The organism is Rheinheimera mangrovi (assembly GCF_003990335.1).
Taxonomy (GTDB): Bacteria; Pseudomonadota; Gammaproteobacteria; order Enterobacterales; family Alteromonadaceae; genus Pararheinheimera; species Pararheinheimera mangrovi.
Genome location: NZ_CP034683.1, coordinates 2728557 through 2754655, shown reverse-complemented (window position 1 = coordinate 2754655; position 26099 = coordinate 2728557). Strand labels below are relative to the sequence as shown.

Sequence of the window (26099 nt, the reverse complement as noted above, 5' to 3'; positions counted from 1 at the left end):
TATGGCTTGTGACGCAACTTATAGGTCACAAGCCATTAAAAACGGCAGTTTAAGGTGCAGGGTAGACGTAACTGGCGTCAATGCCTAAAGGGAAACCCAGCATCCAGTACAGTATTAAAAAGCTGGTCCAGCAGATCAGCAAAGCAATTGAGTACGGCAGCATCAAAGCAACCAAAGTACCAATACCGGTGGATTTCACATACTTCTGGCAAAACACTACAATCATCGGGAAATAAGGCATCAGCGGTGTAATGATATTAGTGGACGAATCCCCAACCCTATATGCGGCCTGTGTTAAATCCGGTGATACTCCCAGTTGCATCATCATGGGCACTAATACTGCCCCAATTAAAGCCCATTTAGCTGAGGCAGAACCCAGAACCAGATTCACTACTGCAGTGAGTAGCACTAGCCCCACTAAGTTAATTGCCATAGGAAAAGCCATTTCTTGCAGGAAATTAGCGCCTTTAATGGCCAGTAAAGCTCCTAAGTTGGACTGACCAAATGCAAAAATAAACTGAGCGCAGAAAAACGCCATGACGATGTAGTAGCCCATACCGCTCATTGCTTTACTCATGCCTTGCACTACGTCTCTGTGGTTTTTTACTTTACCTGAAACATAACCGTAGACTATGCCTGGTAGCAGGAAAAACACAAAAATAAGGCCGACTATCGATTGCATCAAAGGGGCTGAAGCGGCAGTCAACTCGCCGGTACTGGCACGCCATGCTGAGTTTTCCGGCAACACGGCAGTCACTAACACTGCTGCTGCAATCAACATAGACAACAACGCATAACGCAAGCCTTTACGCTCGTTTTCATTTAATGGCTCCATGGAAGGCATTTGATCTGGATCGCCATCTACTTTGGTTTGTTGTAAGCGCGGCTCAACAAATTTATCTGTCAGTACCCAGCCTACTATAACAATTACTGCGACAGAGGCCGTGGTGAAGTAGTAGTTGTTTAATTGGTTTATTACCAGACTAGCAGCGGCAGGGTCGGCAGATAAACGGGCTGAGACCTGAGTATAACTAGCTAGTAGAGGATCTAAACTTGAGGGGACAAATAAAGTGGCAGCAAAACCACCGGATACACCGACAAAAGCTGCTGCTATACCTGCAAGAGGATGGCGGCCTGCGGCATAAAAAATCACAGCGCCGAGCGGAATCACCAATACGTAACCGGCATCGACCGCCACATGACTTAAAATACCGACTGCAATAAGCACCGGAGTGAGTAAATGTTTTGATGTCACAGCTAAGATGCTGCGTAACCCTGCATTAATAAAACCCGTGTATTCAGCCACACCTAAACCTAACATAGCGACCAGCACTACACCTAAGGGCGGGAAATTGACAAAAGTGCTAACCATTTTTGCCATAAAATCAGCAAAGGCCGCACCTTCCAATAAGTTTTTTACCTGAAAAGGCTGGCCTGTGCGCGGGTCAATATCTGTGAACGTTACGCCTGATAAAGCCCAGGACAAACCCCAGACAAAAAACATCAGCAAAGCGAATAAGATGGCAGGGTCGGGTAATTTATTACCTATACGTTCTATGGCATTCAGGCTGCGATTGAGCCAGGGGGTTTTTACGGCACTGGACGTCATGGTTACTCCGTGTTGTTTTAGCGTCATCTGCTGTGACTTTTTTAGCCGTTTTACCTTATCCTGCTTTATAGAAACCGTAAATTAAAAAAATCGTCAGGAACGATTTTTAACAGCTTTAGCTGGCCCTTAGGGAGAGCGCCAAGGATGGCGGCGAATAAAAAGGAGAGCATTGCTCTCCTCAGATTAATGACAAACCCCACCTTTTTGATGGGGTTTGTTTTTTTAAGGACTTTTAGCGCGAGTTTTACGACAGTTGACGGCTGAAGCTCGATGACTTCATGACTGAGTGTTTTGGCACGTTGGGTTGTTCTGAAGAGGTCTGGTCGTGTGTCTGTGGTCGATTAGCAGGTGTTTGAAGGGCTTCTTCCTCAGGCGGCCAGTAGCAACGCCATTTTTTTGATGTTTTGCGCGGTGCCTGCCATCAGGCATTGCATTTGTACGTTCTGTAATCCTCTGAAGCGTGCATATCGGTGACCATGATGTTGTTTAGCGTCTGCGAAGCTACGCTCTACCGTCTCTTTTCGTCGTTGGTAGATTTTCTTACCCCAAGCGCTGAGTCTCGTCTGGTTTGCGGCTTCTTTGGCTTGCTCAAACACATGCCGCGTCAACACTTTGGTCTGGTTTTTACTGCGCGTGCATTGTTTGAGTAACGGACAATTCCTGCATATCGCCGGGTCTGATTTGTATTCGTGGTATCCATCACGGTTGGTGGTGCTGTACTGAAGACTCTGACCTTGTGGGCAGAGGTAGCTGTTGCTGTCTTTCTCATAGCTGAACGCACTTTTACGCAGCAGTCCCTTGCCTTTATTCGGTCGACGATACCCCATCACAGGTTCAATCTGGCGCTCTTGAATTAAGTGACACAACATGGCCGTGTTGTAGCCAGCATCTAATCCGACCGCCACCGGGTTCAGGTCAAAACGCTCCAGTTGCCGGTCTAATCGGGCAAGGTAAGGTTGACTGTCGTGCACATTACCAGGGGTTGCAAAGGTATCGGTGATAAGGCCATGTTTGCCGTCGACGGTTCTGTGGTCCAGGTAGAAGAAGCCTTGTGGCTTGCCTTCGCGTGTCATAAATCCACTGTCCGGGTCCGTGGTGCTACTCTTGATAGATTGCAGTTCACAGACCTGTTCTTGCTTCTCCTTCAGCGGCTTTTTTCCGGCGACTTTACGCTCCTCCTCAACCGCTTCATTCAACTGCCTGATGTACGCAGATGTGCTGGCAGACACCAGTTTATTGATGGACTTCCCTTGTTCGCACTGGCTTTTAAATGGGTGCTGTCGGTGTACAGCGTGCGTCCTCCAATCAGATGGCGGGATATGGCCTGCTCCACAATATGGTCAAAGATACGCTGAAATACATCAGTGCCATTAAAGCGGCGGATACGGTTCTGGCTTAAGGTCGAGGCATCCGGCACTTTATCCGTCAGGCTCAACCGTAAAAACCAGCGATAGGCTACATTGACTTCGATTTCCTGCATCAGTCGCCGCTCACTTGGCACACCAAATACATAACCGAGCAGCATGATTTTAAACAGCACCACAGGGTCAATCGCCGGACGGCCATTGTCTTTGCAATAGAGGTGAGCCACTTCAGCGCGGATAAATTCAAAATCAATAGCAGTATCAATCTTACGAACCAGATGGTCTTTAGGAACCAGTTGCTCCAAAGTTACCATCTCAAGCTGATATTGTTGGGGAGATGTGTCTCGTAACATAGATAATCAGTCCTGTGTTGAACTGATTCTATTAGATCAAAGGTCTGGAGCTACGTCCAGACCTTTGTCAGCAGTCTGAGGAGAGCATTGCTCTCCTTTTTTATCAGGTTCTGTCTGTTAAAACAAAAACTTAGATTTTTGCTTCAGAACGCAGAATTTCAGCTTTGTCTGTGTTTTCCCAAGGGAATTCATTACGACCGAAGTGACCGTAGGCGGCTGTAGCGCGGTAAATAGGGCGCTCTAGCTGCAACATCTGGATCAAACCATAAGGGCGTAAATCGAAGTGACGGCGGATTAATGCAATCAGCTGATCTTCGCTCAATTTGCTGGTACCAAAAGTTTCAACACTGATTGAAGTAGGTTCAGCTACGCCTATAGCGTAAGACACCTGAATTTCACAACGTTCTGCTAAACCAGCGGCGACAATGTTTTTTGCCACATAACGGGCAGCGTAAGCTGCAGAGCGGTCAACTTTGGATGGATCTTTACCAGAGAAAGCACCACCACCGTGACGCGCCATACCACCGTAGCTGTCTACGATGATTTTACGACCAGTTAAACCACAGTCACCCATAGGGCCACCAATAACAAAACGGCCAGTCGGGTTAATGAAATATTTGGTTTTATCGCTCAGCCATTCTGCTGGTAACACAGGTTTGATGATGTGTTCCATTACAGCTTCACGCAGATCCGCTGTAGAGATAGTGTCACAGTGCTGAGTGGATAAAACAACTGCATCTATGCCCACTGGCTTGCCGTTTTCGTAAACAAAACTCAGCTGAGATTTCGCATCAGGACGTAACCAGTTCAAAGTACCATCTTTACGCACTTTGGCTTGTTGCTGCACTAAACGGTGAGAATAAGTGATAGGAGCAGGCATTAATACGTCAGTTTCGTTGCTGGCATAACCAAACATTAAACCCTGATCGCCTGCACCTTGTTCGCTTGGATCTTTTTTATCCACACCTTGGTTGATATCAGGTGATTGTTTACCAATTGCACTTAACACAGCGCAGGAGTTGGCATCAAAACCCATATCTGAATGCACGTAACCAATGTCACGGATCGTGTTGCGAGTGATCTCTTCGATATCGACCCAGGCTGAGGTAGTGATTTCACCACCTACTAACACCATGCCTGTTTTTACGAAGGTTTCGCAAGCAACACGGGCTTTTGGATCTTGTTCTAAAATGGCATCCAGTACCGCGTCAGAGATCTGGTCAGCGATTTTATCCGGATGTCCTTCAGAGACAGATTCAGAGGTAAAAATGTGTTGTGCCATTTACGTATTCCACATGTTGGTTGTTATCGCGCCTGGGCGCTGTAATTTGGGGCGGCTATTTTAGTGAAAGCCGCAGGTCAATGCCAGAACTTTCTGCCGCCCGGACGTCTTTAATGCTAAAGCCAGTTAATCTATCGGCAAAGCGGGTTAAAACTTTGCTTTGGTGTGGATTAAAATTTGCGATTTGGCTGATGCTCTGTGAAAATAAGCCCAACTTTGCTGTATCCATGTAAAAACAGAGTTCACCCACTTAGCCGCCACTCCAATAAAGATAGAAAAGAGCAGTGCAAGACTACGGGTAACCCCACCCCTTGGATCAAAGTCATATAAAGTCAATCAAGCAGGAGAGAAGATGCCATCTCGTAAACAACTCGCTAACGCCATTCGCGCTCTGAGCATGGATGCGGTGCAAAAGGCGAAATCAGGTCACCCGGGCGCCCCTATGGGCATGGCAGATATTGCTGAAGTATTGTGGCGCGATTATTTAATTCATAATCCACAAGACCCAAGCTGGGCCAACCGTGACCGCTTTGTGTTGTCCAATGGCCACGGCTCTATGCTGTTGTATTCTCTGTTACATCTCTCTGGCTATGATTTAGGCATTGAAGATTTAAAACAATTCCGTCAATTACATTCCCGCACCCCTGGTCATCCTGAATATGGTTATGCACCTGGTGTCGAAACCACCACAGGCCCATTGGGCCAGGGTATTACCAATGCTGTAGGTATGGCCATCGCTGAAAAAGCTTTAGCGGCTCAGTTTAATAAACCAGGTCATGCCATTGTTGATCACCACACCTATGCCTTTTTAGGTGATGGCTGCTTAATGGAAGGTGTATCGCACGAGGCCTGTTCTTTGGCCGGTACTTTAGGTTTGGGTAAATTAATTGCCTTCTGGGATGACAACGGTATTTCTATCGATGGTCATGTTGAAGGCTGGTTTACTGACAATACACCTGCACGTTTTGAAGCCTATGGCTGGCATGTGATTGCTGGTGTGGATGGTCACGATGCTGCCGCTATTAAGGCTGCTATTGAACAAGGCCGTGCTGTCACAGACAAACCTACTTTAATTTGCTGCAAAACTATTATTGGCTACGGCTCTCCAAATAAATCAGGTTCACACGACTGCCACGGCGCGCCTTTAGGGGATGCTGAAATTGCTGCAGTTCGTGAATATCTGGGGTGGGAGCACGCACCTTTTGTTATTCCAGAGGATATCTATCAAGAGTGGGATGGCAAAGCCAAAGGTACTTCAGCTCAGAACAGCTGGAATGACAGCTTTGCCGCTTACGCTAAAGCTTACCCTGAACTGGCTGCTGAATTTAAACGTCGTATGGCGGGTGATTTGCCTGCTGACTGGCCAGAAAAATCTGCTGCTTATATTCAGCATCTGCAGGATAATCCTCAGTCTATTGCTACACGCAAAGCCTCACAGAACAGCTTAAACGCTTTTGGTCCTTTATTACCTGAGTTATTAGGTGGTTCAGCTGACCTAGCCGGTTCTAACCTGACCATTTGGTCCGGTTCTAAAGGTGTAACAGCGGATGACGCCAGCGGTAATTACCTGTATTACGGTGTGCGTGAATTTGGTATGTCAGCCATGATGAATGGTATAGCTCTGCACGGTGGTTTTATCCCGTACGGTGCTACTTTCCTGATGTTTATGGAATATGCCCGTAATGCAGTGCGTATGGCTGCGCTGATGAAACAACGGGTCATTTTTGTCTACACCCACGATTCAATTGGTTTAGGCGAAGACGGCCCAACTCACCAGCCGGTTGAGCAGTTGGCTTCGCTGCGTGTGACTCCGAATCTGATGAACTGGCGTCCTTGTGATGCAGTGGAATCGGCTGTGGCATGGCAGGCGGCTATTGAACGCACTGAAGGCCCAAGCACCTTAATTTTCACCCGGCAGAACCTGGTGCAACAGCCTCGTACAGCGCAGCAATTGGCTGATGTTCGTAAAGGCGGTTATGTCTTGTTAGATTCTGTGGGCACGCCTGAACTGATTCTGATTGCTACAGGTTCTGAAGTAGAGCTGGCAGTACAGGCTTACCATCAGTTAACTGCTGTGGGACGTAAAGTGCGGGTAGTTTCTGTGCCTTCAACCGACGTATTTGAAGCCCAAAATGCCGAATACCGTGAAGCTGTATTGCCATCAGCCGTCACCAAACGTGTCGCTGTAGAAGCGGGTATAAAAGATAGCTGGTACAAGTATGTTGGCCTGACAGGTAAAATCATTGGTATGGACAGCTTTGGTGAATCGGCTCCGGCTGAGCAGCTGTTCGAACACTTTGGTATAACCACGGCCGCTGTGGTTGCAGCTGCCAACGAGTTATTAGCATAAAAATGAAAAAGGGGCCTTGTGGCCCCTGTTTTTAATCAGTAAATGTGTGAAGCGGGTAATTGAATAGCAATGACCATTAAAGTGGCAATTAACGGCTTTGGCCGTATAGGTCGGAATATCCTGCGAGCCCTGTACGAATGCGGTTTAACAGAACAGGTCAAGGTGGTCGCTATTAACGAGTTGGCTGATGCCAAAGGAATAGCCCACTTATTAAAATACGATACCTCGCATGGTCGCTTTGGTTTTCCAGTTGAGCTGACAGCGCAAGGTTTGCTGGTCAATGGCGATCCAATAGCGTTGTTTTGTCAGGCCGATCCCGCCCAGTTGCCATGGAACGAATTAGACATCGATGTAGTACTTGAATGCACAGGTGTGTTTCATAGCCGTGCAGATGCGCAGCTGCATTTAGACGCTGGTGCGAAAAAAGTACTGTTTTCACACCCTGCAGACGCTGATATTGATGCCACAGTGATTTATGGCATTAATCAGCATTTGCTGACTGATCAGATGACAGTGGTGTCGGCAGGTTCGTGCACCACCAACTGTATAGTTCCGGTGATCCAGGTGCTTGATCAGCATTTTGGTGTCGAGAGTGGCACTATTACTACGATTCACGCCTCAATGAATGATCAGCAGGTGATAGATGCCTATCATACTGATTTACGCCGCACCAGAGCGGCCAGTCAGTCTATTATTCCGGTCGATACCAAATTAGCCCGAGGTATCGAGCGTATCATGCCGCATTTAGCCGGTCGTTTTGAAGCCATTGCGGTGCGTGTGCCGACAGTAAACGTGACAGCTATGGATTTAAGCGTCACTTTGCACCAGGACGTGGATGTCACTCAAATTAATCAGGTGTTGCAGCGAGCAAGGGTAGGGGAGCTGGCAGGTATTCTGGATTACACCGAAGAGCCGCTGGTGTCCGTCGATTTTAATCATGATGCGCATTCGTGCATTGTCGATGGCTCACAAACCCGGGTCAGCCACAAACGTTTAGTCAAATGTTTAGTCTGGTGTGACAACGAATGGGGCTTTGCTAACAGAATGATCGACACCACCCGCGCTATGATGCGGTTTGTCTGAACTTTATTTCATAAAAACTTATAAAATCACAGGAGTCTGGTATGTCAGTTATTAAGATGGCCGATATCGATTTAACAGGGAAGCGGGTATTGATCCGTGAAGATTTAAACGTACCGGTGAAAAACGGCAAAGTCACTTCAGATGCACGTTTAAAAGCTGCTATTCCTACCATCGAATTAGCGCTTAAAAAAGGCGGTAAAGTGATGGTGTGTTCTCACTTAGGTCGTCCTGATGAAGGTGTATACGCCGAAGAATTCTCGATGGCACCTGTGGTTGATTATTTAAATGCCGCTTTATCTGTGCCTGTACGTTTAGTCAAAGAGTACCTGGACGGTGTTGAAGTGAATACCGGTGAAGTGGTGGTGTTTGAAAACGTGCGCTTTAACAAAGGCGAAGGCAAAAACGACGAAACCTTATCGAAAAAGCTGGCTGCTTTATGTGATGTGTTTGTCATGGACGCTTTTGGTACAGCACACCGCGCTCAGGCCACTACTCATGGTGTGGCTCAATTTGCGCCAATTGCTTGTGCTGGTCCTTTGTTGGCTGCCGAGTTAGATGCATTAGCCGCAGCGCTTAAAAATCCGAAACGTCCATTGGTTGCTATTGTAGGCGGCTCTAAAGTGTCCACTAAACTGACAGTACTTGAGTCTTTATCTGGTATTGTCGATCAGCTGATTGTTGGTGGCGGTATCGCTAATACCTTTATTGCCGCTCAGGGCTATCAGGTTGGGAAGTCTCTGGTTGAAACCGACCTTATTCCTGAAGCCAAGCGTTTAATGGCACAAGCCAAAGCCAATGGCGGCTCTATCCCTGTACCTACAGATGTGGTTACAGGCAAAGCTTTTGCCGAAGACACGCCTGCAACCACCAAGTCTGTTGCTGATATTAGCGACGACGATATGGTGTTTGATATTGGTCCTGACAGCAGCGCTGCGCTGGTCGATATTCTGAAAAATGCCGGTACTATTGTTTGGAATGGTCCTGTGGGTGTGTTTGAATTTGCTTCTTTTGAACAAGGTACTAAAGCTTTAGCTCTTGCTATTGCAGACAGTCAGGCGTTTTCTATAGCAGGTGGTGGCGATACCTTAGCTGCTATTGATAAGTATGAATTAGCTGACAAAATTTCTTATATTTCTACAGGTGGCGGCGCCTTTCTGGAATTTCTGGAAGGTAAAACTTTACCAGCAGTGGAAATTTTGGAACAACGCGCTAAAACCACAGCATAAAGCTGTTAAATTACAAATAACTACAAAAAGATAAATGAAGACGACCGCTGTTTCTGTACATTACAGATCACCTCAGGTGACAACAGAGCCAGCGGTTTTAAAATACAACCCTTACCTTACACAAAGAGAGAGGATCTCATGGCTCTGATTTCAATGCGTCAAATGCTGGACCATGCTGCCGAGTTTGGTTATGCAGTACCAGCTTTTAACGTCAACAACTTAGAACAAATGCGTGCCATCATGCTAGCTGCGGATGCGACAGACAGTCCTGTGATAGTGCAGGCGTCTGCTGGCGCGCGTAAATATGCCGGAGCTCCGTTTCTGCGTCATTTAATACTGGCGGCTGTGGAAGAATTCCCGCATATTCCAGTGGTGATGCACCAGGACCACGGAACCTCGGCTGCTGTATGCCAGCAGGCGATTCAGTTAGGCTTTTCTTCAGTGATGATGGATGGTTCTTTAGGAACTGACGGTAAAACACCGATGGATTATGACTACAATGCCGATATAACGCGCCGTGTTGTAGATATGGCGCATGCTTGTGGTGTTTCAGTAGAGGGCGAATTAGGTTGTTTAGGCTCGCTTGAAACTGGCGCAGCAGGTGAAGAAGATGGCATAGGTGCAGATTGCATCTTAAGTCATGACCAAATGTTGACTGATCCGGAAGAAGCGGCTCAGTTCGTCAAAGCGACAGGTGTTGATGCGCTGGCTATTGCTTGCGGTACTTCACATGGTGCCTATAAGTTCAGTCGCCCGCCTACAGGCGATATTCTGGCGATTGACCGTATTAAAGATATTCATGCCCGTATCCCGGATACCCATTTGGTGATGCATGGGTCATCTTCTGTGCCGCAAGAATGGTTGGCTATTATTAATGAGTATGGTGGTGCCATCCCTGAAACTTATGGTGTGCCAGTGGAACAAATTCAGGAAGGGATCAAGTTTGGCGTGCGTAAGATCAATATAGATACTGACTTACGTTTAGCCTCAACAGGAGCTATCCGCCGCTATATGGCGAAAAACCCTGCGGAATTTGATCCACGTAAGTATTTGCAGGAATCAGTCAAAGCTATGACTGAAATTTGTAAGGATCGTTATCTGGCATTTGGTACTGCCGGTAACGCGTCAAAAATAAAAGCCATTTCTCTTGAACAAATGGTGAAGTTGTATGAGTCGGGGAAATTAACGCCGAACATTAAATAAGCAAAAACTTTAATGGATTATTAATACAGGAAAGCTCCTGATTTTGCTTAAGAAAAAATGGGTATAAGCTGCCTTTAAATTGCAACAAAACTGTCACCGTTGACTGTCGTTGTTATATTGACAATCCGCGAGTTTGCTGCAATGATGCGGGCGGTTTACCCTTTAACCGGGTTATCTTTTGTTACAAAAAATAGCCTTTCAAAAACAGGTTACGTTAATCAGCAATTATTGGTTGGGAACTATGTCTAACAATAACATTCGTAAGAGTCTGGTTGCTTCTGCTCTGTTTGGAGCATTCGCATTGGCCAGCACCTCAGTAGCAGCAAATCAGCTGACTGAAATTCAGAAAGCGGGTCAGCAAAACATCCGTGCTTCAGTTCAGTCTCAGGAAAAAATCAACAATATTTTTGACCAAAGTCAGGAACTGTTGGCTGAGTACCGTCAATTAGTTGAACAAACTGAAAATTTAAAAGTGTACAACGACCACGTTGCTAAATTAGTTGCCGATCAAAACTCACAGCTGGCTTCTTTAGATAAGCAAATTGGTACTATCGAAGGTACCAAGCAAGGTATCGTTCCTCTGATGTATCGTATGGTTGATACTTTAGAAGCGTTCATTAAAGCAGACATGCCAATCGACCTGACGAACCGTTTAGCTCGTATTGATCGTTTACGCGCTGTTTTAGGTAACTCAGCAGTGAACACTTCTGAAATGTACCGCCTGGTGATTGAAGCCTACCAAATCGAAAAAGATTTAGGTACAGCTCTGGTGACCTACACGGACAAACTGGCTGTTGATGGTAGCGAAATTACTGTGAACTACGTTTACGTAGGTCGCGTTGCCTTACTGGCTCAATCTCTGGATGAAAAACAAGCCTGGATGTTTAACAAAACTACAGGTCAATGGGAAGCTCTGGGTCAAGAGTACCTGGAATCTACCAAGTTCGCGATTCGTGTTGCGGGTAAACAAGCTGCCCCAGAATTGTTGAAACTTCCAGTGTTAGCAGCGGAGTAAGCATAAATGAAGAAAGTTTTTAAAGGTTTAGTAGTTGCAGCTGTTGTAACTATGTCTGCGGGCGTGTGCTTAACTGCAGCTGCTGATACAGCCAAACTTGATCAATTGTTAGAGCAAGTTAAAAAATCACGTACTGCTGAAGGTAAAATGAACCAGCAACGTGAACAAGAGTTTTTATCTGACCGCGCTGACAAGCAAGCTCTGTTAAACAGAGCAAAAGCTGAATTCGCTGCTGAAGAATCTCGTGGCAAATCTTTAACTCAGCAGTTTGCTGATAATGAAGGTAAATTAGCTGCTAAAGAAGCCGAATTAATTGCTGCTCAGGGTACTTTAGGTGAAATGTTCGGTATCGTTCGTGGTGCTGCAACTGAAACTATCGGTGGCATTGCTACTTCTAACATCAGTGCTCAGTACAAAGGCCGTGAAGAACTGTTAAGAAAACTTGCTGAAGCTAAAGAAATTCCAGAGATCAAAGAACTGGAAGAGCTGTGGATTGCTCTGCAAACTGAAATGACTGAATCTGCCAAAGTATCTAAGTTTGAAGGCAATGTTGTAGGCTTAGACGGTAACGCTGCTACTGCAAGCGTAACTCGTGTTGGTGCTTTTAACCTGATTTCTGACGGTGGCTACTTAGTATTCAATGCTGACACTCAGGAAATGCAGCCTCTGGTTAAACAACCTGAGTCTTACATTGTTGCTGATGCTGAAGCATTTAAAAATGCTGCAGCTGGTGAAGTTAAACCAGTTTATATCGATCCAACTGGCGGTAACTTACTGCGTCTGAAAACTCAGGAAGCTACATTAACAGAACAGTTCCACCAGGGTGGTACTCCAGGTTACGTAATTACTGTATTGTTATTCATCGGTTTACTGATTGGCGCAATTCGTTTCGTATCTCTGTCTGCAGCTTCTGCTGGCGTAAAAGCTCAGTTGAAAAACCTGGGTAACCCGTCAGAGAAAAATGCTTTAGGCCGTATTTTAAAAGTTTACCACGACAACAAAGCTGTTGACGTTGAAACTTTAGAACTGAAACTGGACGAAGCCATTATGCGTGAAACTCCGGATATCGAAAAAGGTATCGGTATTATCAAGCTGATTGCTGCTGTTGGTCCTTTATTAGGTCTGTTAGGTACAGTTATCGGTATGATCGGCGCGTTCCAGGTTATTACCTTACACGGTACTGGCGACCCGAAAATCATGGCTGGTCAGATTTCAATGGCGTTAGTAACAACTGTTCAAGGTCTGTTATGTGCTCTGCCATTACTGTTTATCCACTCTATGTTACAAAGTAAGTCAAACTCAGTCCTGCATGTTCTGGATGAGCAAAGCGCTGGTATCATCGCTGCTCATGCGGAGAAGGAGAAAGCGTAATGCATAGCCTGATAGAGCTTTGGGAATCTGTCAGGGATTTTATCGCAACCGGCGGTGATGTACTTTATATCGTCGCCATAGTGCTCTTCATCATGTGGGTATTGATCATAGAGCGCTTCTGGTTTATTAATCGGGAATTTCCAGTGATGCGTGACAGAATCATTGCTGACTGGAATGCCCGGGCTGATACAACCTCCTGGTATGCGCATAAAATTCGTGATGCGTGGGTGTCAGAGGCATCTACCAAACTAAGTGAGCGGATCGGCGTAATCAAAACTTTGGTTGCCATCTGCCCTATGGTTGGTTTGTTAGGTACTGTAACTGGTATGATCGCCGTATTCGAAATTATGGCGGTGCAAGGTACTGGTAACCCAAGACTGATGGCAGCTGGTATTTCAATGGCAACAATTCCAACTATGGCTGGTATGGTTGCGTGTTTATCAGGTGTATTTGTAACGTCCAAACTGGAAGGTAAGGTGAAGTCAGCAGTTCATGGATTAGCTGACAGTATGCCTCATCATTGATAGAGAGTATTTTATGGCACGTAAAATTAGACGTGAAGCCGAAGAGGCAGCAGTAGATTTAACGCCGATGTTGGACGTTGTATTCATCATGCTGATTTTCTTTATCGTAACGACCTCGTTCGTTAAAGAAGCGGGTATTGATGTTAACCGTCCTAAAGCGGCAAAAGCTCAATCTAAGCCGTCAGCCACTATCTTTATTGCAATCCGTGCAAACGGTGAGATTTGGATGGATAAACGTGCTGTAGACGTTGAGCGTGTTGGTGCAACTGTTGAGAAACTGTTGGCTGAATCGCCTACTGATACAGTAATCATTCAAGCAGATAAAGAAGCTAAGCATGGTATCGTGGTTCAGGTAATGGATCAGATCAAGCTGGCTGGTATCGATAAGATTTCGATCGCTGCGGAGAACAAGTAATATGGTAAGGTTATTACTATCACTGGTAGTTGGTGCGGTAATAACGTTTTTCCTGTATGTGTTGATGGCATTCCTTATAGGTGGGGATGATACGTTCACCAATGCTAAAAAGGATCAAATCGTTATTGAAATTAACTCGACGCCGCCTGAGTCAAAAGCTCAGACTCGTGTTCGGGTACCGCCACCGCCGCCACCAGAGCCTCCAAAGGCTCCGGTTGCAGAGCCTGCTTCAACTGACACTGGTGGAACCATTGGTTTTAACATACCGTCAGTAGATGTAGGTGGTGCGAGTTCAGGCTTAGGTGATCCGTCTTCAGCGATGATGCGTGATGGCGATGCTACTCCAATAGTACGTATTGAACCAAAATACCCGGTACAAGCAGCTCGTGACGGCTTACAGGGTTGGGTAAAAATGCGCTTTACTATTATGGAAGATGGCAGCGTCGGTGACGTAGCAGTTGTTGAAGCTGAACCTAAACGTGTATTTGACCGTGAAGCAATACGTGCACTGAAACGTTGGAAATATTCACCAAAAGTGGTCGATGGTAAAGCAGTTCAGCAACCAGGTATTATGGTTCAATTGGACTTCTCCTTAGATCAATCTGGGGGTTAACACTATGAAGAAAATGACTACACTTACTTCTGCGTTGATCGTACTGGCCAGTTTTGGTGCTACAACTTTAAGTTCATATGCTGTTGCTGCTCCGGATCCTGCAAAAATTGAAGCGCGGAAAAACCGCAAATCAAGCGCTGTAGGTGAAAAAGTTGGTAAGTCTATAGCTAAAGCTTATGAGCTTTATAGTGCAGAGAAGATAAACGAAGCCATCGCTGAGTTGCAGGATGTTGAGTCAAGCAATGAGTTTGACATGGCTTATTTGAATCGTTTTTTAGGCAACATGTGGGCCGCTAAAGACGAGAAAAAAGCTATTGCTTACCTGCGCAAAGCGATGAAGCCAGACGTATTGAGCTTTACTGACCAAGCTGCTGGTTTGCGTTTACTTGCTGACTTATTGTTAAGCGATAAGCAATACGACGAATCAATCAAAACTTATTATCAGTGGATAGATTTCACTGGTGAAAAAGAGTCGAACGTTTATTTACGTATTGCTAGTGCTTACATGGAAATGAAGCAGTATCAGAAGGTAATTGAGCCTGCTGATATGGCTATTGCCATGCAAGATAAAGCTAAGCCAAACGCCGGTCCTTATACGTTGAAGTTTTCAGCTTATTACGAGATGAAAAACAACAAAAAAGCGATCGAAGTGTTAGAGACCACTGTGCAACTTTTCCCTTCGGAAAAACGCTGGTGGACTTACCTGGCTCAGTTTTACAGCATAGAAGAACAGTATGAAAAAGCGCTTGTGACATTAGAAGTTGCAGCTATGCAGGGCATGCTGGATTCAGCCAATGAATTCAAGTTATTGTCTCAGCTGTATTCAAATGCCAACGTTCCATACAAAGCCGGTATCACACTGGAAAAACATATCAAGTCTGGTTTAATCAAAAAAGACAAAAATATGTTGAACAGTATGGCCAGTTCTTTCCAGTCAGCACGGGAAATGGAAAAAGCAGCTCAGTATTATGGTGAGTCCGCTCAGTTGGACAACGATGCTGATGCTTATCGTCGTCAAGGTTCTTCATTGATCCTTGCTGAAAAATACCCTGCTGCTGTAGCAGCTTTGAATAAATCGTTGGATGCTGGCGTAAAAGTCAAAGGTCCTGTGTATTTAGCTTTGGTTGAAGCTTATTTCTACCAGAACAAGTTCAAAGATGCTTATCAGGCAGTGCAAAAAGCCAAAGGCGATCCTAAATACGCCCGTCAGGCTGCTAGCTGGGAAAGCTATATTAAAGAGCGCGCTAGTAAAAATAACGTGAGTCTTTAATCCTTAAAAAAACCCTGCTCCGGCAGGGTTTTTTCTTTGTATAACCCTCCAACTTGAGGCTGTAGCATTCTTGACAGCACTCTCGTCCAAATCATATTTAAAAATATTTGTCCGGCAAGGCCCACCTATTCCCGCTTTAGTCTTATCGCACACAGGGCTGCTAAGCTCCCTGATCTTAAATACTTGTCGAGTGCTTGCAACTCCACTTAATTTAGCGACACATTTCCCGCTACCTTCTTTTTAGTCCTTTTTTTATATCTCTGTTGTGTCGTACCAGAACCTTGAATTAAATCAATTTGCTGACGGAGCAGGGCAGCTATGTTGTGTATTTTGCTGATTGAATAGTCACTTAGTTTAAAAAATACGCGAACGATCAAGGCTTTCTAAAAAACTGTTGACACCTTTGGTCTCGGCCCCTAGAATTCGCCTCGTCTTGTAGGGGATTGCTCAGCAACTTCTGCAATTGGTGTGGGGCTATAGCTCAGCTGGGAGAGCGCTTGCATGGCATGCAAGAGGTCAGCGGTTCGATCCCGCTTAGCTCCACCAAAGATTTTGTTCCAGTGTCCCTTTCGTCTAGAGGCCTAGGACACCGCCCTTTCACGGCGGTAACAGGGGTTCGAATCCCCTAAGGGACGCCAACAAAATCTGACAAACTGACTGTAGTGTCCCTTTCGTCTAGAGGCCTAGGACACCGCCCTTTCACGGCGGTAACAGGGGTTCGAATCCCCTAAGGGACGCCAATAAGTCAGTACAATTTGTGATGTTTATGCGCCTGTCCCTTTCGTCTAGAGGCCTAGGACACCGCCCTTTCACGGCGGTAACAGGGGTTCGAATCCCCTAAGGGACGCCAACATCATATGAAGATCTATCCAGTGTCCCTTTCGTCTAGAGGCCTAGGACACCGCCCTTTCACGGCGGTAACAGGGGTTCGAATCCCCTAAGGGACGCCACTTCAGCGTTACATCTGCAAGTGGGGCTATAGCTCAGCTGGGAGAGCGCTTGCATGGCATGCAAGAGGTCAGCGGTTCGATCCCGCTTAGCTCCACCAAGTTTATAAGCTCCATTTAATTTTATGTTCATGTCAAAAGCTTCAACTTAGCCAGCTAAGCAGCTCGCTGCGATAGTTTTCAAGCCATTTCCAAGATCTCATCTTTACACTTGAACGCCATAAAAAAAGCGGCTTAAAAGCCGCTTCCTGACATTCTTCAAACTTCGTTACATCTTTATTCTAGACTCGACACCAAAGGTAGCATTAAATCTGCGATAACAGGCTGTGCATCCAGGTTCGGGTGTAGCCCATCTGCTTGCATCCATTGTTGCTTTAGGGCTATGGTCTCCATAAAGAAAGGCCAGACAGGTATTTGCTGTTTCTCTGCCACTTTTGGGTATAAATCTGTAAATAGTTTGGTGTAACGTGAGCCATAGTTTGGTGGAATGCGTATTTGCATTAAGACAGCTTTACTTTGTTGCTGCTTTATTTGCGTTATCATCGCATTGAGATTGGTTTCAAGCTGGGGCACAGGGAAACCACGCAGACCGTCGTTGGCACCGAGTTCAATCAGCACGTAATCGGGTTTGTGTTGTTCGAGTAAGGCAGGTAAGCGGGCCAGACCACCACCTGAGGTTTCTCCGCTGATACTGGCGTTGACCAGTGTCCAGTCACTGTCTTGTTGGTCAAGTTTTTGTTGAAGCAGATGCACCCAACTTTGGTGTTGGCTTAACCCATAACCGGCGCTCAGACTATCGCCAAGAATTAACAGCGTTTTGGCCTGCACCGCAGCTGTGGTGATTGACAGGACCAAAAGCATAACGTAGATCAATCGAATCATGAAAACACCTATACCTCATATTGTTGCAAAAGATGTTGTAAAAACAGTTCAGCTTACCGAGTCTGAGCTTACCATACTGCAAGATATCGATCTGACTATCAATCAAGGCGCGACAGTTGCTATTGTGGGTGCTTCGGGTTCCGGCAAGTCTACTTTATTAGGTATATTGGCCGGTTTAGATCAAGCATCCTCCGGTGAAGTCTATCTGGCAGGCCAGCCTTTGCATCAACTGACAGAAGACGAGAGGGCAGAATTAAGAGCCCGCTCTGTAGGTTTTGTGTTTCAATCATTTTTATTGTTACCCAGTCTGACAGCACTGGAAAACGTTACTTTACCTGCTGAACTGGCGGGTATGGCAGATGCCCGGGCTCGTGGTCTGGAACTCTTAGCCCAGGTCGGATTAAGCCACAGAGCCGACTTTTTTCCCAATCAGATGAGCGGTGGTGAGCAGCAAAGGGTAGCGATAGCCCGTGCTTTTATTACCAAACCTGCTGTGCTTTTTGCTGATGAACCTTCAGCTAACCTGGACAGCGCGACGGGCGAGAAAATTGAAGATTTGCTGTTTGAACTGAATAAGCAGCAAGGCACCACCTTAGTGTTAGTAACCCATAATCATGAACTGGCGCAGCGTTGCCAATTTCGATTTCAGATGCATGCCGGCCACCTAACGGCTGATTTGACTCAAGCCACAGAGGGCAAGCGTCATGTGGGGTAAAATCGCCTGGCGGCTGTTCTGGCGTGAATTAAGCCGTGGCGAGTTATGGGTTATCGCCTTTTCACTGTTTTTAGCTGTGCTCACTGTGGTGAGCTTATCCGGTATCACGGAATCGGTTCGTTCTGCTTTGTACCAGCGCAGCGCCAACTTTGTCGCTGCCGATCAAATTCTGCGCTCTAGCGTAGGTTTTAATGAACAGGTTCAACAACAGGCAGACGAGCTTAAACTGCAGTCATCTCGCCAGGTGCAGTTTAACTCCATGTTGTTTGCCAAAGATTTGATGCAGTTGGTGTCTGTTAAAGCCGTATCTGCAGCATATCCATTAAGAGGCGAGCTGATATTAAGCTCGTCGCTGACTGATGCCAAAGCGCTTGTATCCTTGCAGCCGAATCAGTTGTATCTGGAAAGTCGTCTTTATAGTTTGCTGGATATTAAGGTAGGCGACAGTCTGGAGCTTGGCGAAAAAGTATTTACCGCTGCTGGCGTCATTGTTGCTGAACCTGATGCGCCGTTGTCTGTATTTGGCAGCTCGCCACGGGTACTTATGCATTTGGATGATGTGGCCGCAACCGGGATTATTCAGCCTGGTAGTCGGATCAATTACCGCTTGATGTTTGCAGGTTCCCAACAAGACCTGGCATTGCTTGAGACACAAAGCAAAGAACTACTGGGCCCACAGGACAGATGGCAGAAAATGGACAGAGAGTCGGCCATAGGTGGTGCACTGGACAGATCTGAGCGCTTTTTATTGTTATCTGGCCTGTTGGGTATTGTGCTGGCGGCTTGCGCCGCTGCTGTGGCTGCGAATCGCTATAGTCAGCGCCATGCCCGCTCTGTGGCTGTGATGAAAGCTTTGGGCGCAACCACTACCTTGAGCCGGAAGATTTATGGCAGTCATTTACTCTTTGTGGTGATCTTCAGCGTAGGCTTTGGTTTAGTGGCCGGACAGTTATTGGTGCAATTAAGTCAATGGGGCGTCGGATTCTGGATGCCAGAGTATCTGGCTGAATTTAGCTTCCGACCTTTGGGTTTAGGCGTGCTGACGGCTGCTATTTGTGCTGTGTTGTTTTCAGCCCGCCCTTTGTGGCGTTTGGCTGCAGTGCCGGCGCTTAATGTACTGCGGGAAAAGCCGGATCAGATGAAATTTGACCCGGTGCATTTAATCAGCGGTTCAGTCGCCATCTGGTTATTGATGTGGCTCTTTAGTGGTGACATTTGGATCAGCAGCTGGTTGTTTGTGCTCTGCCTGGTGTTTGCCGCTTTATTGATGGGCTTTGCCGCCTTATTGGTTCGGGTTGCCAAACCTATGGCAGCAGGACAAAGCAGTGCGCTACGGCTGGCATTGGCGAATTTACGCCGCAGGTTATGGCCCAATGCGTTTCAGTTGATCACTTTTAGTCTGGCGTTGTTTTTAACTTTACTGCTTTACTTTTTGCGTTCTGAGCTGCTGGACCAATGGCAACAACAGGTTCCTGAAGGCGCACCGAATCAGTTTCTGGTGAATTTAACCGAACAGGACAGAACTTCATTGCAACAACTGGCAGCCGAGCATCAGCTCACCCTGACAGCGTTTTATCCGATGATCAGTGGTCGGGTGCTGGCTGTCAACGGCGAGAACTTTGCCGATGAAGCAACCAAAGAAAAACCTGAACAGCGTCAAGGGGTTGGGCGGGAGCTGAATTTAACCTGGTTAAAGCAGATGCCTGACAATAACAAGCTGGAAAGCGGGCAGTGGTTTACGGCTGACTCCAAAGCTGAAGTGTCGGTCGAATCTCAACTGGCGGAACGGCTGCAGCTGAAGCTAGGCGATATGCTGCAGTTCTCTGTCGGCGGTCAGTTGTTTGAAGCAAAAATCAGCAGCATTCGGAAAGTCGACTGGAACAGCTTACAACCTAACTTTTATATGGTGCTTTCACCTGATCTGATGCAGGGATTTCCTGCCACTTATATCACGGCATTTTATCTGGATATGTCAGAACAGGAACTGTTAAATCAGATAGTTCGGCAATTCCCGACTGTCAGTCTGATTTCAGTCGATACCATTTTAAAGCAGGTGAACGATATTATCAGTCAGGTTTCTGTGGCCTTAACCTTTATTTTGATATTGGTGTTTGCATCTGCAGTGCTGGTGTTGGTCGCGCAAGTGCAGGCGACTTTAGAGCAAAGGGAGCAGGAGCTGGCTATTCTGCGTACCTTAGGGGCTAAGTCGTCTTTCTTAAAAGCAGCCTTGTTGTATGAGTTTGCCGCTTTAGGGGCTTTGGCCGGGCTTTTTGCCACAGTCTTAGCCGAAGTCCTGCTGGCTGTGGTTCAGCAGCAGTTTTTTGATTTACCGTACAGCCCGCACTGGAACTTATGGTGGCTAGGTCCTGTATTGGGAGTTGGCTTAGTCACAGCTCTGGGCGCGTGGCAGGTCAGGGTGCTGTTGAAGATGTCAGGCAGCACCTTATTACGCCGCGCCCTTCAGAATTGAAGAGCGTTTAAGGCATCTTTTAACTGTGGGTAGTGGAACTGAAAGCCACTATCCACTAAACGCCCTGGTTGTACATTCTGGCCAAACAACAAGATGTCAGCCATCTCGCCAAAAGCTAAGCGCAATACAAAAGCAGGCACTTTTAAAGGTGCCTTTTTACCAAAACGTTCCGCCAACAATTGGCTGAACTGTTTATTGCTGACTGGGCGGGGCGCTGTCGCATTAAAAGGTCCACTTAAGTCATCACGCTGTAGTAAGAAGTCAATCAGACGCACCATATCTTCCAGATGGATCCAGGACATAAACTGCTGACCATCTCCAATTGGCCCGCCTAAACCTAATTTAAACAAAGGCAGCATCTTGCCAAGGGCTCCACCTTTACTGCTCAGTACTATGCCAGTACGCAGTAAACAGACTCTTGTGTGTGGGCTTGCAGCACGCTGTGCCAGATTCTCCCAGCGAGCACAAATGTCATGACTAAACTCAGGGTAATAGGAGCTGTACTCTTCTGTGATTACAGTGCTGCTTTGTCGGCCATAAAAACCTATAGCAGAGCCGCTAATGAAGACTGTGGGTGGGGTAGTGCATTGTTGGATTTTCTCCGCCAGTGCTTCTGTGATCTGCCAGCGGCTTTGGCAGATTTTTTGTTTTTGTGATTCGCTCCAACGCCTGTCGGCTATAGGTTCACCTGCCAGATTGATCACTGCGTCAATCTGATTTAAATCTACAGTATCAAGAGTGTGGTGATAGTTGGCGTCAATCGCCAGGATTTCTTTTGCTTTTAAGGATGAGCGGGTAAGGATATGCAACTGGTGTTGGTGATGCCACTGTGCAACGAGTGCTCGCCCAATCAACCCCGTAGCGCCTGTAATTAAAATATTCATGCAATCTCCACTACAATAAGCTACTGAATACAGTCCAGTATAAGTGCATTAATACGGTTGTGTGGCTTAATGTGGTTTAGTCTGGTTTTGCATGAACTTGTTTTAATAACTCAATGCGCTGTTTGATGTGAAACAGCTGACATTGTTTGTAGGTAGTGCTGGCGGCTTTGTTATCCGGTAACAGACCAATAAACTGCCAGCGACAGTCTTGTTCTGTGTACAAGGTAAAAGTTTGACGAGCCTTATTAAATAATTTCAGACCATCCTGACGACCACTACTGGCTGCCTGTTCTTCCAGTTTAAACAAGTGGTTGTTTTCCCACGTGGTTAACTCGCGTCTGGTCTGCTCCAGCTGTTGATCCAGACATTGCATATAGTCGACTTTGTTAAGCGAGCCAGGGTCACAAGCCTGCTGTGCACTAAGAGGAAATACGCTAAAAAACAGAACAAGCAGCGGTAGTTTCATCATTTTAATCCTGACTCCTGAAAGCGAATGACAAACCGTGCTCCGCCTAATGGGCTTTGGGAGACCTGTAACTCACCAGAGTAAGATTTCACCAGCTCAGACACAATGGACAATCCGACACCGTGGCCTTCTTTGTACGTATCCAGTCGGGTGCCTCGCTGAAACAATTCTTCTCTTTTATCCTGTGGAATACCGGGGCCGTCGTCTTCAATATCCAGTTGCAAAGGTTTACCAAAAGCACTGATTTTTACCCGTTGATTACAGGCTTTGCAGGCATTATCAAGCAGGTTACCCAAAATCTCCATTAAGTCTGTTTCATCGCCACGAAACACCACCTGATCGGTGCAGTGAATTTCTATCAAACAGCCTTTATCCCGATAAATTTTGCTGAGCGCTTGTTCCAGCTTATTAATAAGAGGTTTGACTTTAATCTGTTTATGCCACAGATCCTGGCCAGAGCTGGCCGCCCGCTTTAACTGGTGCTCAATCATGCCGGTAATACGGTCAAGCTGTTCACGCAGCTCGGGCTGCTCTGAAAGCTTAGAGGTACGCAATACAGCTATAGGTGTTTTCAAGGCATGAGCCAGATCACTTAAGTGATGACGGTAACGTTGTTTTTGTCTGTTCTGGTTCGCCAGCAGAAGGTTTAAATCTTCTTTAATTTTGTTCAGTTCAGCAGGGTAGTCATGCAGCAGTTGCTCTTGCTGGCCACTTTCCAGTTTATGAATTTCTTTGTCCAACGAGGTTAAAGGTTTGGTGATCCAATAATAAGCTAGCAAAGTTAACCCTATCAGCACCAGTGCAATACCGATAAACCACTGGCTTAAGGTTTTGCGGAAGGATTTCAGCGGCTCCTGCAACAGTTGATCGTTTTGTACCACATGAATAGTCAAGGGAAGGGTGTTGTCGCCTAAATCAAATAACACCGAAAAAGACAAAACCCAGTATTTTTGCTGGTATTGCTCCATCAACACAAATTCATGAGATGCAGGTAAAATCTGATGGGTTGGGGGATCGAATTGTTGGTTAATCGAAGAATCAGACTGCCATAACAATTCGTTTTCGCTGGTAATAAAAGCGGCCAGACCAGAGTCAGGTCGATAAAAATCAGGAGGTAGCAGATTATTACTCAGCTCTACCTTGCCATCAGTTGGGTGGACCTCCGCTAAAATGGAGTACATATGTACTTCAAGTTTTTGCTCAGTACTGGTCAGCAGCTGCGTATAAAAAGCCTGTTCTATTGCAAAAAAAGAACTTGGTAGCAAAAAAAACAGCAAAAACAGGCTAATTATACCCTGGCGAACTTTGAGCGATAACTGCATTTAGCTGACAACCATGGTAAAACGATAACCGCGGCCACGCAGAGTTTCTATGGGTTTTAATTCGCCATCCGGATCGAGTTTTTTCCGCAGACGCAGTACAAAAACTTCAATGACGTTACTGTCTAAATCAAAATCCTGATCGTAAATATGTTCAGTCAGCTCAGTTTTAGAAATCACTTTATTTGGGTTGTGCATAAAGTATTCCAGTACTTTGTATTCATAGGCGGTCAGACTTACTTCTTCCTCACCTAACCAAACTTGCTGGGTTCTGCTATTGAGCTTCACAGGACCAGAATGCAACATAGGATCCGGCTGACCGGCGGCGCGGCGGATTAACGCATTAATACGGGCCAGTAGTTCTTCGGTGTGAAAAGGTTTGGTCAGATAGTCATCGGCTCCTGCATCTAAACCTTCCACTTTTTCCTGCCAGCTGCCACGGGCTGTTAATACAATGACCGGAGTTTTAATTTCATTCTGACGGGCTTTACGAATAAGGCTCAAACCATCCATCTTAGGTAAACCTATATCAATAATAGCTAAGTCATAAGGGTATTCGCTCAATTTAAACCAGCCATCTGCGCCATCATGAGCGACGTCCACGCTAAATTGCTGTTGTACTAAATGTTCACGGATTTGCTCCGCCAATAAACTCTCATCTTCAACAACTAATAAACGCATGGTGCTTCCTTTTTAAAAACAGGCCAAAACAAAGTGGGGTTATGCTAAAACACTCTGTCTGCGGCGGCAATCCTAAACATCAGACAAAACGTTGAAAGTATAAGAACTAAGGTCTGAATTGAGCCTGAACATCTGTTCCATTTCCGCCAGCAGCGACCTATCTTCCGATCGGTTCACTATGCTACGCAGCACAGCGATGAGCTATCTGCCTGTGGTTTCAGCTTGCGGCCGCCTTGTTACAAATTTTGTGGATCAGGGATGATTTAATGTTTAAATAGTGTAAATATAATGATGCAAAATATGGGTTTTTGGCTATCTTTATTGACGAGGTTGCAACTCAAAGTCGTTTTTCGTTTCTGCTTACCGGATTGTAGTTGCTGGCAACAACCTTCAGCGACACAGTGAAGAGGCGAAGAACTGTTAAAAGGAGATAAGTGATGAGAATCGCACTTGTTGCAGCAGTAGTGGCTAGTATGGCCTGTGCAGTGAACTTAACAGTCGCACAAGAACTGGCGAAAGCCCCTTTGTCTGTTCCGGCTGCGGCCAAAGTGGCGGAAAAAGCTAAGCTGAATATTAATCAGGCGTCCATAGAGCAGTTAGTCGCTGTGCCTGGTATTGGTGAAAAAAAAGCTCAGGCGATTAAAGACTACATCAGTGCTAATGGTCCGATCAAAGATCAAAAGCAGCTGACAGAAGTCAAAGGCATAGGTGACAAACTGGCGGCTAAAGTCGCGGAACATATCAGCTTTTAGTTCTGTTCAAGCGCTCGTTAGTTGTCGCCGAGCGCTTTCATTTGTTCGTTGGCCCATTGCACCGCAGTATGATAGGCATCGGGTACTAATTTGCTGTCGAGTTTTAATGATTGAATTAACGCATTGGCATCATCCCAAGCCGCTTGTTCATAAAATTTAATAAGTTGCAGAAATTGAGCCATGGGACCCACACCATCAATCAGCGCATCTTTAATATCTTTGGACAGCGGTAATTTATTCATTACAGAACTCATCGATTCATCCAATATCGCGTCCATCAGCGACATCATGCCGGTTAAAAATGCCTTCGACAGCTCGGCAAAGCCAGCAAGACGCGCGATGTCCTCAGCAAAACGAGCTCTGGTCATCGCCATTCGCATTAATTCTGCGGGTTTGTCGCTGCTGATTTGTGCGGTAAAGAGTACAGATAAAAAGCGCTTCAATTCCGCCTGACCTAACACCACTATGGCTTGCTTAATAGTGGCTATTTCTGCGCGGCGCTTAAATACGGCTGAATTGCTGTAACGAAGTAGCTTGTAGGATAAATGCACATCGCGCTCAAATATGGCGGTAATGGCGTTTAAATCCATTTCTGTTTTAGCTGTCTCGTACAGTAATTCAGCCAGTGTCATTTGGGCAGGAGACAAAGCTCTGCTTTGCATCATTTCAGGACGTGAGAAAAAGTAACCTTGAAAATAATCGAAACCTAAATCCAGCGCTTGTAAAAACTCTTCGTTGGTTTCGACTTTTTCTGCCAGCAGTTTTATATGCGGGAACTCTTCAATGGCTTGTTTGATTTGTAATATGGTGTCCAGACTGGTAGCGCGGAAATCAATCTTGATAATATCAATCAGCGGGTAAAAATGACGCCAAACAGGCTGATGAATGTAGTCGTCCAGTGCTAAAACATACCCTTGAGCTTTTAGCAGTTCGCATTCAGCTAACAGGCGTTTTCCTGGTTGCACTGTTTCCAGTATTTCAATCACGACCTGCTCACAAGGTAGCATCGAAGGGTACTTTTTCAATAGGGAATCAAGCGTAAAGTTGATAAAGCCAGGTTTATCGCCCAAAAACTCATCCAGCCCTAAATTCAGCTGGCTGCCTTCAATCATACGCGAAGTGGCTTCGTTACTGTCGACTTCAGGGAATACGTTGTCCACACCATCCCTGAACAAAAGTTCATAGGCAAACAGGTTTTTATTTTTATCCAGTATAGGTTGGCGTGCAGTATAAAAGTACATAAGTCCCTGAACAGCTAAACAGAAGTCATGCTTCAATGTAGCAAAGATCTGCGTGAAAAGACTA

22 protein-coding genes and 6 tRNA genes are annotated in these 26099 nt (G+C 46.0%); 19 read left to right on the top strand and 9 right to left on the bottom strand.

What is annotated here, in order from left to right; all coding sequences use genetic code 11:
* Positions 1-49: 49 nt before the first annotated feature.
* From EK374_RS12310 to metK, 3 genes are all read right to left on the bottom strand, one after another.
* Positions 50-1609, bottom strand: a complete 1560-nt coding sequence (locus EK374_RS12310; RefSeq protein WP_127023932.1) for an AbgT family transporter — start codon at positions 1607-1609, stop codon at positions 50-52.
* A gap of 368 nt (positions 1610-1977) precedes the next feature.
* Positions 1978-3326 (bottom strand): IS1182 family transposase gene (locus EK374_RS12305; RefSeq protein ID WP_127019037.1). Its coding sequence is split into 2 segments (ribosomal slippage): positions 1978-2858 and positions 2858-3326, totalling 1350 coding nucleotides; the frame shifts between segments, so codons are not numbered across the junction.
* 130 nt (positions 3327-3456) lie between these two features.
* Entirely contained in the window at positions 3457-4608 is a 1152-nt protein-coding gene (gene metK / locus EK374_RS12300) for a methionine adenosyltransferase (RefSeq protein WP_127023929.1), read from the bottom strand.
* Positions 4609-4960: 352 nt separating this feature from the next.
* Between metK and tkt the strand changes: the two genes are divergently transcribed.
* The 16 genes from tkt (at position 4961) to EK374_RS12220 (ending at position 16726) form a co-directional block, all read left to right on the top strand.
* Entirely contained in the window at positions 4961-6958 is a 1998-nt protein-coding gene (tkt, locus tag EK374_RS12295; protein WP_127023926.1) for a transketolase, read from the top strand.
* Positions 6959-7027: 69 nt separating this feature from the next.
* Positions 7028-8041, top strand: coding sequence for an erythrose-4-phosphate dehydrogenase (gene epd / locus EK374_RS12290; protein WP_127023923.1), 1014 nt, complete (start codon positions 7028-7030; stop codon positions 8039-8041).
* Positions 8042-8082: 41 nt separating this feature from the next.
* Positions 8083-9267, top strand: a complete 1185-nt coding sequence (locus tag EK374_RS12285) for a phosphoglycerate kinase (protein WP_127023920.1) — start codon at positions 8083-8085, stop codon at positions 9265-9267.
* 138 nt (positions 9268-9405) lie between these two features.
* Positions 9406-10470 carry a class II fructose-bisphosphate aldolase gene (fba, locus tag EK374_RS12280; RefSeq protein WP_053424754.1) on the top strand — a complete coding sequence of 355 codons (1065 nt, stop codon included), beginning with the start codon at positions 9406-9408 and terminating at the stop codon, positions 10468-10470.
* 241 nt (positions 10471-10711) lie between these two features.
* Positions 10712-11485: a DUF3450 domain-containing protein gene (locus tag EK374_RS12275; RefSeq protein ID WP_127023916.1), complete on the top strand. Its 774-nt coding sequence runs from the start codon at positions 10712-10714 to the stop codon at positions 11483-11485.
* Positions 11486-11491: 6 nt separating this feature from the next.
* Positions 11492-12856 carry a MotA/TolQ/ExbB proton channel family protein gene (locus tag EK374_RS12270; RefSeq protein WP_127023913.1) on the top strand — a complete coding sequence of 455 codons (1365 nt, stop codon included), beginning with the start codon at positions 11492-11494 and terminating at the stop codon, positions 12854-12856.
* A complete protein-coding gene (locus EK374_RS12265; protein ID WP_127023910.1) occupies positions 12856-13380 on the top strand; it encodes a MotA/TolQ/ExbB proton channel family protein in 525 nt (174 codons plus the stop codon). Before EK374_RS12270 ends, EK374_RS12265 begins: the two co-directional genes overlap by 1 nt.
* Before the next feature lie 13 nt (positions 13381-13393).
* Positions 13394-13795, top strand: coding sequence for an ExbD/TolR family protein (locus EK374_RS12260; RefSeq protein ID WP_127023907.1), 402 nt, complete (start codon positions 13394-13396; stop codon positions 13793-13795).
* A 1-nt stretch (position 13796) separates the two neighbouring features.
* Entirely contained in the window at positions 13797-14408 is a 612-nt protein-coding gene (locus EK374_RS12255) for an energy transducer TonB (RefSeq protein WP_127023904.1), read from the top strand.
* A 4-nt stretch (positions 14409-14412) separates the two neighbouring features.
* Complete coding sequence (locus tag EK374_RS12250; RefSeq protein ID WP_127023901.1) at positions 14413-15678, top strand: tetratricopeptide repeat protein; 1266 nt, start codon at positions 14413-14415, stop codon at positions 15676-15678.
* A gap of 470 nt (positions 15679-16148) precedes the next feature.
* Positions 16149-16224: transfer RNA gene (locus EK374_RS12245), tRNA-Ala, on the top strand.
* 16 nt (positions 16225-16240) lie between these two features.
* Positions 16241-16316: transfer RNA gene (locus EK374_RS12240), tRNA-Glu, on the top strand.
* Positions 16317-16342: 26 nt separating this feature from the next.
* Positions 16343-16418, top strand: a tRNA-Glu gene (locus EK374_RS12235).
* Between the two features lie 34 nt (positions 16419-16452).
* A tRNA-Glu gene (locus EK374_RS12230) sits at positions 16453-16528 on the top strand.
* 24 nt (positions 16529-16552) lie between these two features.
* Positions 16553-16628: transfer RNA gene (locus EK374_RS12225), tRNA-Glu, on the top strand.
* Between the two features lie 22 nt (positions 16629-16650).
* Positions 16651-16726 (top strand) — tRNA-Ala (locus EK374_RS12220).
* Between the two features lie 175 nt (positions 16727-16901).
* Here the strand turns inward: EK374_RS12220 and EK374_RS12215 are convergent.
* On the bottom strand, positions 16902-17486 hold the full coding sequence (locus EK374_RS12215) for an arylesterase (RefSeq protein WP_206099196.1): 585 nt from the start codon (positions 17484-17486) through the stop codon (positions 16902-16904).
* A 19-nt stretch (positions 17487-17505) separates the two neighbouring features.
* Here EK374_RS12215 and EK374_RS12210 point away from each other — a divergent pair, with 19 nt between their 5' ends.
* A complete protein-coding gene (locus EK374_RS12210; protein WP_127023895.1) occupies positions 17506-18222 on the top strand; it encodes an ABC transporter ATP-binding protein in 717 nt (238 codons plus the stop codon).
* Positions 18212-20692, top strand: a complete 2481-nt coding sequence (locus EK374_RS12205; RefSeq protein WP_127023892.1) for an ABC transporter permease — start codon at positions 18212-18214, stop codon at positions 20690-20692. Before EK374_RS12210 ends, EK374_RS12205 begins: the two co-directional genes overlap by 11 nt.
* On the opposite strand, the gene EK374_RS12200 is transcribed toward EK374_RS12205, so the two are convergent.
* From EK374_RS12200 to EK374_RS12185, 4 genes are all read right to left on the bottom strand, one after another.
* A complete protein-coding gene (locus EK374_RS12200; RefSeq protein ID WP_127023889.1) occupies positions 20683-21576 on the bottom strand; it encodes a TIGR01777 family oxidoreductase in 894 nt (297 codons plus the stop codon). The two genes, EK374_RS12205 and EK374_RS12200, sit on opposite strands and share 10 nt — an antisense overlap.
* 76 nt (positions 21577-21652) lie before the next feature.
* A complete protein-coding gene (locus EK374_RS12195; protein WP_127023886.1) occupies positions 21653-22045 on the bottom strand; it encodes a lysozyme inhibitor LprI family protein in 393 nt (130 codons plus the stop codon).
* Positions 22042-23364, bottom strand: coding sequence for an ATP-binding protein (locus tag EK374_RS12190; protein WP_127023883.1), 1323 nt, complete (start codon positions 23362-23364; stop codon positions 22042-22044). The genes EK374_RS12195 and EK374_RS12190 overlap by 4 nt, the downstream gene beginning before the upstream one ends.
* Positions 23365-24042, bottom strand: a complete 678-nt coding sequence (locus tag EK374_RS12185) for a response regulator transcription factor (protein WP_127023880.1) — start codon at positions 24040-24042, stop codon at positions 23365-23367. It abuts the gene before it with no gap.
* A 437-nt stretch (positions 24043-24479) separates the two neighbouring features.
* Here EK374_RS12185 and EK374_RS12180 point away from each other — a divergent pair, with 437 nt between their 5' ends.
* Entirely contained in the window at positions 24480-24794 is a 315-nt protein-coding gene (locus tag EK374_RS12180; protein ID WP_127023877.1) for a ComEA family DNA-binding protein, read from the top strand.
* A 17-nt stretch (positions 24795-24811) separates the two neighbouring features.
* Here the strand turns inward: EK374_RS12180 and EK374_RS12175 are convergent, their stop codons facing one another.
* Entirely contained in the window at positions 24812-26035 is a 1224-nt protein-coding gene (locus EK374_RS12175) for an EAL and HDOD domain-containing protein (protein ID WP_127023874.1), read from the bottom strand.
* Positions 26036-26099: the final 64 nt, after the last annotated feature.

Coding starts and splice junctions, on each gene's coding strand:
- EK374_RS12190 (WP_127023883.1), bottom strand. CDS start 23,364: ATGCAGTTATCGCTCAAAGTTCGCCAGGGTATAATTAGCCTGTTTTTG.
- EK374_RS12270 (WP_127023913.1), top strand. CDS start 11,492: ATGAAGAAAGTTTTTAAAGGTTTAGTAGTTGCAGCTGTTGTAACTATG.
- fba (WP_053424754.1), top strand. CDS start 9,406: ATGGCTCTGATTTCAATGCGTCAAATGCTGGACCATGCTGCCGAGTTT.
- EK374_RS12200 (WP_127023889.1), bottom strand. CDS start 21,576: ATGAATATTTTAATTACAGGCGCTACGGGGTTGATTGGGCGAGCACTC.
- EK374_RS12255 (WP_127023904.1), top strand. CDS start 13,797: ATGGTAAGGTTATTACTATCACTGGTAGTTGGTGCGGTAATAACGTTT.
- EK374_RS12275 (WP_127023916.1), top strand. CDS start 10,712: ATGTCTAACAATAACATTCGTAAGAGTCTGGTTGCTTCTGCTCTGTTT.
- EK374_RS12180 (WP_127023877.1), top strand. CDS start 24,480: ATGAGAATCGCACTTGTTGCAGCAGTAGTGGCTAGTATGGCCTGTGCA.
- EK374_RS12185 (WP_127023880.1), bottom strand. CDS start 24,042: ATGCGTTTATTAGTTGTTGAAGATGAGAGTTTATTGGCGGAGCAAATC.
- epd (WP_127023923.1), top strand. CDS start 7,028: ATGACCATTAAAGTGGCAATTAACGGCTTTGGCCGTATAGGTCGGAAT.
- EK374_RS12205 (WP_127023892.1), top strand. CDS start 18,212: ATGTGGGGTAAAATCGCCTGGCGGCTGTTCTGGCGTGAATTAAGCCGT.
- EK374_RS12215 (WP_206099196.1), bottom strand. CDS start 17,486: ATGCTTTTGGTCCTGTCAATCACCACAGCTGCGGTGCAGGCCAAAACG.
- EK374_RS12285 (WP_127023920.1), top strand. CDS start 8,083: ATGTCAGTTATTAAGATGGCCGATATCGATTTAACAGGGAAGCGGGTA.
- EK374_RS12195 (WP_127023886.1), bottom strand. CDS start 22,045: ATGATGAAACTACCGCTGCTTGTTCTGTTTTTTAGCGTATTTCCTCTT.
- EK374_RS12210 (WP_127023895.1), top strand. CDS start 17,506: ATGAAAACACCTATACCTCATATTGTTGCAAAAGATGTTGTAAAAACA.
- EK374_RS12250 (WP_127023901.1), top strand. CDS start 14,413: ATGAAGAAAATGACTACACTTACTTCTGCGTTGATCGTACTGGCCAGT.
- tkt (WP_127023926.1), top strand. CDS start 4,961: ATGCCATCTCGTAAACAACTCGCTAACGCCATTCGCGCTCTGAGCATG.
- metK (WP_127023929.1), bottom strand. CDS start 4,608: ATGGCACAACACATTTTTACCTCTGAATCTGTCTCTGAAGGACATCCG.
- EK374_RS12310 (WP_127023932.1), bottom strand. CDS start 1,609: ATGACGTCCAGTGCCGTAAAAACCCCCTGGCTCAATCGCAGCCTGAAT.
- EK374_RS12265 (WP_127023910.1), top strand. CDS start 12,856: ATGCATAGCCTGATAGAGCTTTGGGAATCTGTCAGGGATTTTATCGCA.
- EK374_RS12260 (WP_127023907.1), top strand. CDS start 13,394: ATGGCACGTAAAATTAGACGTGAAGCCGAAGAGGCAGCAGTAGATTTA.
- EK374_RS12175 (WP_127023874.1), bottom strand. CDS start 26,035: ATGTACTTTTATACTGCACGCCAACCTATACTGGATAAAAATAAAAAC.